Origin of the sequence: Geobacillus sp. 46C-IIa (assembly GCF_014679505.1) — a bacterium.
Taxonomy (GTDB): Bacteria; Bacillota; Bacilli; order Bacillales; family Anoxybacillaceae; genus Geobacillus.
This window is the reverse complement of record NZ_CP061474.1, coordinates 3,130,216-3,140,000: the sequence shown is the minus strand read 5'-3', so window position 1 is coordinate 3,140,000 and position 9,785 is coordinate 3,130,216. Positions and strand designations below refer to the sequence as shown.

At 54.0% G+C, this 9,785-nt stretch carries 9 protein-coding genes, 2 rRNA genes and 1 riboswitch (1 of these 12 running past the window's edge); of the genes, 10 read left to right on the top strand and 1 reads right to left on the bottom strand.

The window, feature by feature from the left end; all coding sequences use genetic code 11:
• Nucleotides 1-164 (top strand): 23S ribosomal RNA (locus IC803_RS15715) (it extends 2,764 nt beyond the left edge of the window).
• A 106-nt stretch (nucleotides 165-270) separates the two neighbouring features.
• Nucleotides 271-387: ribosomal RNA gene (gene rrf, locus IC803_RS15710) — 5S ribosomal RNA — on the top strand.
• A 225-nt stretch (nucleotides 388-612) separates the two neighbouring features.
• On the opposite strand, the gene IC803_RS15705 is transcribed toward rrf, so the two are convergent.
• Nucleotides 613-1,056 (bottom strand): Hsp20/alpha crystallin family protein, encoded by a 444-nt coding sequence (locus tag IC803_RS15705; protein WP_081211103.1) that lies wholly within the window; start codon nucleotides 1,054-1,056, stop codon nucleotides 613-615.
• Between the two features lie 148 nt (nucleotides 1,057-1,204).
• A riboswitch (purine riboswitch) is annotated at nucleotides 1,205-1,306 on the top strand.
• 110 nt (nucleotides 1,307-1,416) lie between these two features.
• Here IC803_RS15705 and purE point away from each other — a divergent pair.
• The 8 genes from purE to purF all read left to right on the top strand — a co-directional run bounded on the left by purE (nucleotide 1,417) and on the right by purF (nucleotide 9,668).
• Entirely contained in the window at nucleotides 1,417-1,905 is a 489-nt protein-coding gene (gene purE, locus IC803_RS15700) for a 5-(carboxyamino)imidazole ribonucleotide mutase (protein ID WP_081211102.1), read from the top strand.
• A complete protein-coding gene (gene purK, locus IC803_RS15695) occupies nucleotides 1,889-3,046 on the top strand; it encodes a 5-(carboxyamino)imidazole ribonucleotide synthase (protein ID WP_223811992.1) in 1,158 nt (385 codons plus the stop codon). The genes purE and purK overlap by 17 nt, the downstream gene beginning before the upstream one ends.
• Nucleotides 3,043-4,338 carry an adenylosuccinate lyase gene (gene purB, locus IC803_RS15690; RefSeq protein WP_081211100.1) on the top strand — a complete coding sequence of 432 codons (1,296 nt, stop codon included), beginning with the start codon at nucleotides 3,043-3,045 and terminating at the stop codon, nucleotides 4,336-4,338. The genes purK and purB overlap by 4 nt, the downstream gene beginning before the upstream one ends.
• A gap of 76 nt (nucleotides 4,339-4,414) precedes the next feature.
• Nucleotides 4,415-5,143 carry a phosphoribosylaminoimidazolesuccinocarboxamide synthase gene (purC, locus tag IC803_RS15685; protein WP_081211099.1) on the top strand — a complete coding sequence of 243 codons (729 nt, stop codon included), beginning with the start codon at nucleotides 4,415-4,417 and terminating at the stop codon, nucleotides 5,141-5,143.
• Nucleotides 5,131-5,385 (top strand): phosphoribosylformylglycinamidine synthase subunit PurS, encoded by a 255-nt coding sequence (gene purS / locus IC803_RS15680; protein WP_063166895.1) that lies wholly within the window; start codon nucleotides 5,131-5,133, stop codon nucleotides 5,383-5,385. Before purC ends, purS begins: the two co-directional genes overlap by 13 nt.
• Entirely contained in the window at nucleotides 5,382-6,068 is a 687-nt protein-coding gene (gene purQ / locus IC803_RS15675; protein ID WP_081211098.1) for a phosphoribosylformylglycinamidine synthase subunit PurQ, read from the top strand. The genes purS and purQ overlap by 4 nt, the downstream gene beginning before the upstream one ends.
• Entirely contained in the window at nucleotides 6,052-8,280 is a 2,229-nt protein-coding gene (purL, locus tag IC803_RS15670; protein ID WP_081211097.1) for a phosphoribosylformylglycinamidine synthase subunit PurL, read from the top strand. Before purQ ends, purL begins: the two co-directional genes overlap by 17 nt.
• Nucleotides 8,256-9,668, top strand: a complete 1,413-nt coding sequence (gene purF / locus IC803_RS15665; protein WP_081211096.1) for an amidophosphoribosyltransferase — start codon at nucleotides 8,256-8,258, stop codon at nucleotides 9,666-9,668. The genes purL and purF overlap by 25 nt, the downstream gene beginning before the upstream one ends.
• Nucleotides 9,669-9,785: the final 117 nt, after the last annotated feature.

Below are 9,785 nucleotides of genomic sequence, written 5' to 3'. Positions count from 1 at the left end.
GATAAGCGCTGAAAGCATCTAAGCGTGAAGCCCCCCTCAAGATGAGATTTCCCATCGCGTCAAGCGAGTAAGATCCCTCGAAGATGACGAGGTCGATAGGTCCGAGGTGGAAGCGTGGCGACACGTGGAGCTGACGGATACTAATCGATCGAGGGCTTGACCTATGAGAGGCTTCTTCCCAAAGGTTATCTAGTTTTGAAGGAATGAACTTCCTTCTTGACATTATTTATTTTTGGAGTATAATAAATAATGTCAAAACAAAATCGCTTGCCTAGTGGTGATAGCGGAGAGGAAACACCCGTTCCCATCCCGAACACGGAAGTTAAGCTCTCCAGCGCCGATGGTAGTTGGGGCCAGCGCCCCTGCAAGAGTAGGTCGCTGCTAGGCAGGCAAAAATGAGGGAGCTATACAGTTCTCTCATTTTTTTGCCTATTTCTTAATGAGTCATTTCTAATGACGCCATTTTAAATCCTCTCCCCCAAAATGTAAAGCGTGATCATCGTTTCCTAGACCCCCTTTTTCATAAAGCGATAGGAAACGGAAACTCGCGAAAGGGTGTCCTGCACGGTATGGGACACCCTCTTTTTTTGTTTCATCTTATAATAATAGTCGTTACTCTCCTTTTTGGATGACAATTTTCTTTTTCCGCTCCTCTGGGATAAGCCGGTGCAGGTGGATGAACAATAAGCCGTTATGGTATGTTGCCTCGATGCGATCGTCCTTGACGGGGAACGGCAAAGGGACCGTTTTTTCGAATCGGCCTTGGAAAATGCCTTCTTCCACTAAATCAAATCCTTTAAAGTTCAAGTTGATTGCCGCTTTGATTTCCAGCGTTTTGTACGATACATACACTTCCGCATCTTCGATTTTCTCCAGCCCTGGGAGGCTGATGACAACGAGCAGTTCGTTGTCTTTTTTGTAGATATTCATTCCTGAAGGTGATTTATTGGATGATGGCAACAGCGGTTGGATGCTTCCCCAAAAATCGTTTTGGAAAAATTGTTGCCAGTGCTTTGTCCAATCGGAAAACGGTGTGAATGGGTTTTCATTGGCCATGGCGTCTCCCTCCTCCGCACATTCATCATATGCCTTCTTGTTCGTTTGGTGATTTTAAAAAAACCGAACATTTGTCTTTTTATAATAGTGAATGTTCGATTTTACCTTGACATTTTGTCAAAAACCTTGCTAATATAAAAGTAGCTTCATAATGCATAAAAGTATCCCTCATATAATTTTGGGAATATGGCCCAAAAGTCTCTACCCAATAACCGTAAATTATTGGACTATGAGGGGAAGGATCGGTTTTGGCTTTTTTTCTTATCGACAAATGCGAAAGCCCAGAACGATGCTTTCCCTCGCCTAAAAGAGGGAATGTATGTTCTGGGTTTTGTTTATTAAGGGTAAGGAGTGGAACGTATGAGCCCGCTAGTTGGGGTGATCATGGGAAGCCGTTCAGATTGGGAAACGATGAAGCACGCCTGTGCGATTCTTGAAGAACTGGGCGTCCCGTTTGAGAAAAAAGTCGTGTCGGCGCACCGGACGCCGGATGAGATGTTCCGGTATGCGGAAACGGCGGAGGAGCGGGGCATTAAGGTGATTATCGCCGGGGCTGGTGGAGCGGCTCATTTGCCGGGGATGGTCGCGGCGAAGACGACGTTGCCGGTCATCGGCGTGCCGGTGCAGTCAAAGGCATTGAACGGGCTCGATTCGTTATTGTCGATCGTGCAAATGCCAGGCGGCGTGCCGGTGGCGACAGTGGCGATCGGCAAAGCAGGGGCGATGAATGCGGGGCTGCTCGCCGTGTCGATCGTTGGGCTGTTTGAGCCGCGCTATATGGAGGCGCTCAAAGCAAGGAGAGAATCGATTCGAAAACAAGTCGTGGAAAGCAGTGATCAACTTGACTAAGCGGCGGATTGTTCCAGGACAGACGATCGGTATTATCGGCGGAGGGCAACTTGGCCGGATGATGGCCATCGCGGCGCGTGAGATGGGGTTTCGCATTGCGGTTCTTGATCCAACGCCCGACTCTCCGTGCGGGCAAGTGGCTGATGTGGAAATCACCGCGCCGTACCATGATTTGGATGCGATAGCTGAACTGGCGCGCGTCAGTGATGTCATCACGTACGAGTTTGAAAACATCGATGCGCGGGCGCTTGAGTGGCTGGTGGAAAACGCCTATGCCCCACAAGGAAGCCGGTTGCTTGCGGTGACGCAAGATCGGGCGCTTGAGAAAGCGGCGATTGTGGAGGCCGGCTTGCCGGTGGCGCCGTATGCGGAAGTGAATGAACGGGATGAGTTGGAAGAGGCCGTTCGGGGGATCGGGTTTCCGTGTGTCTTAAAAACACGGCGCGGCGGTTATGACGGAAAAGGGCAATATGTGCTCCGGGGAGAAGGGGATGTCGCCAAAGCGGCAGAGCTGCTTCACCTTGGTCCGTGTATTTTGGAAGGCTGGGTGCCGTTTGTGAAGGAGATATCGGTCATTGTCACCCGCAATGGCGATGGCGAGACGGCTGTTTTTCCGGTGGCGGAAAACATTCATGTCGAGAACATTTTGCATCAAACGATCGCTCCAGCACGGATCCCGCAACACATCGAGCAGCGGGCCGTCCGCTACGCAAAGACGCTGGCGGCATCGTTTTCGCTCGTCGGGACGTTGGCGGTGGAAATGTTTTTGACAGGAGACGGGGATATTTATATTAATGAGTTGGCCCCTAGACCGCACAACTCGGGTCATTATACAATCAATGCATGTGCCACGTCCCAATTCGCTCAGCACATCCGCGCCGTCTGCAACTGGCCGCTCGGGTCGACGGAATTGTTAAAACCGGCCGTGATGGTCAATATTTTAGGCGAGCACGTGGAGCCAGTCGTTCGGCAAATTGATGCGTTTGCCGGTGCGGTGTATGTCCATCTGTACGGCAAGCATGAAGCGAAGCCGAAGCGGAAAATAGGTCATGTGACCGTACTGGCGGATGATGTGGACGAGGCGCTGGCGCGAGTGGAGTCGTGGCAAATTTGGCAAGATCGGAGGCTGGAACGAGTATGATTGAACGCTACACAAGACCGGAAATGGGAGCCATTTGGACCGAGGAAAACCGCTTTCAGGCATGGCTTGAGGTGGAATTGCTTGCGTGCGAGGCGTGGGCCGAGCTTGGCGTCATCCCGAAAGAAGATGTCCGCCGCCTGCGGGAACACGCGTCATTTGACATCCACCGCATTAAAGAAATCGAGGAAGAAACGCGTCATGATGTCGTCGCGTTCACCCGCGCCGTTTCCGAGACGCTTGGCGAGGAGCGGAAATGGGTGCACTACGGGCTGACATCGACGGACGTCGTCGATACGGCGCTCGGCTATTTGTTAAAGCAGGCGAACGCCATTTTGCGGCGCGATTTGGAAACTTTTATTCAAGTGCTGAAAGAAAAAGCGCGCGAACATAAATATACGGTCATGATGGGGCGCACGCACGGCGTTCACGCGGAACCGACGACGTTCGGGCTGAAACTGGCGCTTTGGTATGCGGAAATGGAGCGGAATTTAGAGCGGTTTGAGCAGGCGGCGAAGATGGTCGAGGTCGGGAAAATTTCTGGCGCGGTCGGGACGTATGCCAACATCGACCCATTTGTCGAGCAATATGTGTGCGAGAAGCTCGGGTTAACGCCGGCGCCGATTTCGACACAAACGCTTCAGCGCGACCGCCACGCTTACTACATGGCGACGCTCGCGCTCATCGCGACATCGATTGAAAAATTTGCCGTCGAGATTCGCGGCTTGCAAAAAAGCGAAGTGCGCGAAGTCGAGGAATTTTTCTCCAAAGGGCAAAAAGGTTCATCAGCGATGCCGCATAAGCGCAATCCGATCGGTTCGGAAAATATGACCGGCATGGCGCGCGTCATTCGCGGGTATATGGTGACGGCGTATGAAAATGTGCCGCTTTGGCATGAGCGCGACATTTCCCATTCGTCGGCCGAGCGCATCATTTTGCCGGATGCGACGATCGCGTTGAACTATATGTTGAACCGGTTCGCTAACATTGTGAAAAACCTGCTTGTGTATCCGGAAAATATGAAGAAAAATATGGAGCGCACGTTCGGGCTCATTTACTCGCAGCGCGTCTTGCTCGCCTTGATTGACAAAGGGATGACGCGCGAGGAAGCGTACGATTTAGTGCAGCCGAAAGCGATGGAAGCGTGGGAGAGACAAGTGCCGTTCCGCTCGCTTCTCGAAGCGGATGAGCGGATTACGAACCGGTTGACGAAGGAAGAGCTCGACGATTGCTTTGATTACCGCCACCATTTGAAACACGTCGATACGATTTTTGCCCGCTTAGGATTAGAGTAAGTGGAAGCCGGCTGGCTCTCATGCCGGCCGGTTACACGGAAAATTTTCAATCTTCTGTATAATGGAGGCTTTCATGATGCCGACAAAACAGCAGTTGTTGTATGAAGGGAAAGCGAAAAAAATTTATGCGACGGATGAAACGGATGTCCTTTGGGTGGAGTACAAAGACAGCGCCACGGCGTTTAACGGCGAGAAAAAGGCGACGATCGCCGGCAAAGGGCGGCTCAATAACGAGATTTCCAGTTTATTGTTTGCGAAATTGCAAGAAGCAGGCGTTGCCAATCATTTTATTGAAAAGCTGTCGCCAACGGAACAATTGGTCCGACGGGTGACCATCATCCCGCTTGAAGTCGTCGTCCGCAACGTCGTAGCCGGGAGTTTGGCGAAGCGTCTCGGCTTGGCGGAAGGGACACCGCTTGAAGCCCCACTTGTCGAGTTTTACTACAAAAACGATGACCTTGGCGATCCGCTGCTCGTCGAAGATCACATTGCGATTTTGAAGCTCGCCAGCCGTGAGGAGGTCGCCTGGCTGAAAAGCGAAGCGCTGAAAGTGAACGACGTGTTGCGCGCCCATTTTGCCGAGCGAAAAGTGAGATTAATTGATTTTAAGCTTGAGTTTGGCCGCACGGCGGACGGCGCTATCCTCTTAGCGGATGAGGTGTCACCGGATACGTGCCGGCTTTGGGACGCCGAGACGAATGAGAAATTGGATAAGGACGTATTTCGCCGTGATCTTGGCAGTTTAACAGAGGCGTATGAGGTCATTTTACATCGGTTAGGGGGAGAATCGGCATGTATAAAGTAAAAGTGTATGTCACGTTGCGTGAGAGTGTGTTGGATCCACAAGGGACAGCGGTGAAGGGGGCGCTGCACAGCTTATCGTATACGGAAGTGAAAGACGTCAGAATCGGCAAGTTTATGGAGCTTGTCATTGACGATAGCGATCGCGATATCGATGAACTCGTTCGCGAGATGTGTGAAAAATTGCTGTCTAATCCAGTCATTGAAGACTATCGCTATGAAATCGAGGAGGCCGTCGCCCGATGAAGTTTGCCGTCATTGTCTTTCCGGGATCGAACTGTGATGTCGATATGTATCATGCGATCGCCGATGAACTTGGCGAAGAGGTCGAATACGTTTGGCATGACGAGGACAATCTCGACCATTTTGACGCCATTTTGCTTCCGGGCGGCTTTTCGTACGGTGATTACTTGCGTTCCGGAGCGATCGCCCGTTTCTCCAAGGTGATGGCTGCCGTGAAACAAGCCGCCGAAGCGGGAAAACCGGTGCTTGGGGTGTGCAACGGGTTTCAAATTTTGCTCGAAGCCGGCTTGCTTCCTGGGGCGATGCGCCGCAATCAAGGGTTAAAATTCATTTGCCGACCGGTGCAGCTTGTCGTGGAAAACAATGAAACGATGTTTACCTCTGCCTATAACAAGGGCGAAGTGATCACCATTCCGATCGCCCATGGTGAAGGAAACTATTATTGCGACGAACAAACGCTCCAGCGCCTTGTCGAAAACCGGCAAATCGTCTTCCGCTACCATGGGGAAAACCCGAACGGGAGCTTGGCGGATATCGCCGGCATTGTCAACGAGCGCGGCAATGTGCTCGGCATGATGCCGCATCCGGAGCGGGCGGTCGACGCTTTGCTCGGCAGCGCGGACGGACTGAAACTATTCCGATCGATCGTCAATTATTGGAGGGAGACGCATGTCGTTACTGCTTGAGCCGAGCGCGGCGATGATTAAAGAACAAAAATTGTATCGTGAAATGGGATTGACGGACGAGGAGTTTGCCCGCATTGAAGCGATTTTGGGCCGACTGCCGAACTACACGGAAACGGGCATTTTTTCCGTTATGTGGTCAGAGCATTGCAGCTACAAAAATTCCAAACCTGTGCTGAAAAAATTCCCGACCGATGGCCCGCACGTGCTGCAAGGGCCGGGCGAAGGCGCGGGAATTGTCGATATCGGCGACGGGCTGGCGGTGGCGTTTAAAATCGAAAGCCATAACCATCCGTCAGCGATCGAGCCATATCAAGGGGCGGCGACCGGGGTCGGCGGCATTATCCGTGACGTCTTTTCGATGGGAGCGCGGCCGATTGCGCTGCTTAACTCGCTTCGATTTGGCGAATTGACGTCACCGCGCGTCAAATATTTATTTGAACACGTCGTCGCCGGCATCGCCGGGTACGGCAACTGCATCGGCATTCCGACCGTCGGCGGTGAAGTGCAGTTTGACCCGGCGTATGAAGGCAATCCGTTAGTTAATGCCATGTGCGTCGGCATCATCCGCCATGAAGATATTCAACGCGGTGTGGCGACTGGGGTCGGCAATACGGTCATGTATGTCGGGGCGAAAACGGGACGCGACGGCATCCACGGGGCGACGTTTGCCTCTGAGGAATTAAGCGAGCAATCGGAAGCGAAGCGTCCGGCCGTGCAAGTCGGCGACCCGTTTATGGAAAAACTGTTGCTGGAAGCGTGTCTAGAAGCAGTCAAGTCCGATGCATTAGTCGGCATTCAAGATATGGGCGCCGCTGGGCTTACGAGTTCCTCGGCTGAGATGGCGAGCAAAGGCGGCTTCGGGATCGAAATGAATTTAGATCTTGTTCCGCAGCGCGAGGCGGGTATGACGCCATACGAAATGATGTTGTCTGAATCACAGGAGCGGATGTTGCTTGTTGTTGAGCAAGGGCGGGAAGAGGAAATCGCTGCGATTTTTGCGAAATACGGTTTGGAGGCAAAAGCGATCGGGAAAGTGACCGACGATAAAATGCTCCGCCTGTTTTTCCAGGGCGAAGTGGCGGCAGAAATTCCGGTTGATGCGTTGGCGAAAGACGCACCGGTATATCATAAACCATCGGCAGAGCCGGATTATTACCGCGAATTTCAAGCGATGCCGCCGTATATTCCGCAAATTGATGATTACGGCCGGACACTGCTTGGGCTGTTGGCGCAGCCGACGATCGCCAGCAAGGAATGGGTGTATGACCAGTACGACTACATGGTGCGGACGAACACGGTCGTCGCCCCGGGATCGGACGCGGCCGTCGTGCGCATTCGTGGCACGAATAAGGCGCTCGCGCTCACAACAGACTGCAACTCGCGCTATTTGTACCTAGATCCCGAAATGGGCGGAAAAATTGCCGTTGCCGAGGCGGCGCGCAACGTCGTTTGCTCTGGGGCGAAACCGCTCGCCATTACCGACTGCCTCAACTTCGGCAGCCCGGAAAAGCCGGACATTTTTTGGCAGCTTGAAAAAGCGGTTGACGGGATGAGTGAAGCGTGCCGAGCGCTCGGAACGCCGGTCGTGAGCGGCAACGTCTCGCTTTATAATGAAACGAATGGTGAAGCGGTCTATCCGACGCCGGTCGTCGGGATGGTCGGGCTCATTGACGATCTTTCCCATGTGACGACCCAGCCGTTTAAGCAAGCAGGCGACTTGATTTATGTGATCGGCGAGGCGAAACCGGAGTTTGGCGGCAGCGAGTTGCAAAAATGGTTAGAGGGCCGCATTTTTGGAAAAGCGCCGGCACTCGATTTGACGGTCGAAGCAAGCCGCCAGCATCAGCTGTTGACCGCGATTCGCGCCGGGGTCGTGGCGTCAGCGCATGACATCGCTGAAGGTGGATTGGCGGTTGCGCTTGCCGAGTGTGTCATCGGCGCTTCCGGGCTTGGTGCAAATGTGACGATCAATGGCGATCTAGTGAGCGAGCTGTTCAGCGAAACGCAGTCGCGCTTTGTTGTCTCGGTGAAAAAAGAACATCAAGAAGCATTTGAGCAGCTCGTAGAAGCGAAACAGATCGGTGAAGTGACGAACGACGGCATACTGACAGTGAACGGGGAACATGGGGAAACGGTCATTCGCCTTTCGGTCGACGACATGCGAAACGTCTGGAAAGGGGCTATTCCATGCTTGCTGAAATCAAAGGATTGAACGAGGAGTGCGGCATTTTCGGCATTTGGGGGCACGAGGACGCCGCCAGGCTCACGTATTATGGGCTCCACAGCCTGCAGCACCGCGGCCAAGAAGGAGCCGGCATCGTGGTGGCGGGCGGCGGAAACTTGTCCGGCCATAAAGGACTTGGCTTGGTGACGGAAGTGTTTCAAAGCGGCACGCTCGATGCGCTTTGCGGATCGGCGGCGATCGGCCATGTCCGCTATTCGACGGCGGGCGGGGGCGGCTATGAGAATGTCCAGCCGCTGTTGTTCCGCTCGCAGACCGGCGCGATGGCGCTCGCCCATAACGGCAACTTGACGAACGCCATCGAGCTGAAGCTTGTGCTCGAAGCACAAGGGAGCATTTTTCAGACAACATCGGATACGGAAGTGCTCGCCCACCTCATCCGCCGCAGTCAAGCGCCGACGTTTGTCGGACAAATGAAAGAAGCGCTCAGCCAGATTGAAGGAGCGTTTGCGTTTTTGCTGCTGACGGAAACGGCGCTGTATGCGGCGCTCGACCCGCACGGGTTTCGGCCGCTGTCGCTCGGCCGGCTCGGCTCGGCATATGTTGTCGCCTCGGAAACGTGCGCGTTTGATGTCATCGGGGCGACGTACGAGCGGGAAGTGGCGCCTGGGGAACTGCTCATTATCAGCGGCGAAGGGGTGCGTTCGGAACGGTTCGCTCCGGAGCAGCCGCGATCCATTTGCAGCATGGAATACATTTATTTTGCCCGCCCGGACAGCCATGTCGATGGCATCAACATTCACACGGCGCGGAAAAATTTAGGGAAGCGGTTGGCGCTCGAGGCGCCGGCCGAAGCCGATATTGTCACCGGTGTGCCGGACTCAAGCATTTCGGTTGCCATCGGCTATGCTGAAGCGACCGGCATTCCGTACGAATTAGGGCTTATTAAAAACCGATATGTCGGGCGGACGTTTATTCAGCCGTCACAAGCGTTGCGTGAACAAGGGGTCAAAATGAAGCTGTCGCCGGTGCGCGGCGTGGTTGCCGGCAAACGGGTCGTGATGGTTGACGATTCGATCGTGCGCGGGACGACGAGCCGCCGCATTGTCGCGATGCTCCGTGAAGCCGGGGCGGTTGAAGTGCATGTGCGCATCAGTGCGCCGCCGATCACCCACCCTTGCTTTTACGGCATTGATACGTCGTCAAAGGAAGAACTGATTGCAGCGAAACATACGGTCGAAGACATCCGCCGCTTAATCGGCGCCGATTCGTTGGCGTTTCTTAGCCAAGAAGGGCTGCTGGCGGCGATCGGACGCCCGGAAGGTGTGCCGCAGCGCGGACAATGTTTGGCCTGTTTTACCGGCCAATACCCAACCCGGGTCAGCCAAATCGCCCGGCCGTGCATGACAGTCAAATGACGAGTGCGCTTCAACCCGGAATCGGATAACGAGGATCGGTGGGCGCGCCTCCATTGGGACGGAGCCAATGGTCGGCAAGATGCTTGTCGCACGTTCGGATGCAGCGGGCGAAGAAAA

Coding starts and splice junctions, on each gene's coding strand:
- IC803_RS15705 (WP_081211103.1), bottom strand. CDS start 1,056: ATGGCCAATGAAAACCCATTCACACCGTTTTCCGATTGGACAAAGCAC.
- purE (WP_081211102.1), top strand. CDS start 1,417: ATGAGCCCGCTAGTTGGGGTGATCATGGGAAGCCGTTCAGATTGGGAA.
- purB (WP_081211100.1), top strand. CDS start 3,043: ATGATTGAACGCTACACAAGACCGGAAATGGGAGCCATTTGGACCGAG.
- purC (WP_081211099.1), top strand. CDS start 4,415: ATGCCGACAAAACAGCAGTTGTTGTATGAAGGGAAAGCGAAAAAAATT.
- purS (WP_063166895.1), top strand. CDS start 5,131: ATGTATAAAGTAAAAGTGTATGTCACGTTGCGTGAGAGTGTGTTGGAT.
- purQ (WP_081211098.1), top strand. CDS start 5,382: ATGAAGTTTGCCGTCATTGTCTTTCCGGGATCGAACTGTGATGTCGAT.
- purL (WP_081211097.1), top strand. CDS start 6,052: ATGTCGTTACTGCTTGAGCCGAGCGCGGCGATGATTAAAGAACAAAAA.
- purF (WP_081211096.1), top strand. CDS start 8,256: ATGCTTGCTGAAATCAAAGGATTGAACGAGGAGTGCGGCATTTTCGGC.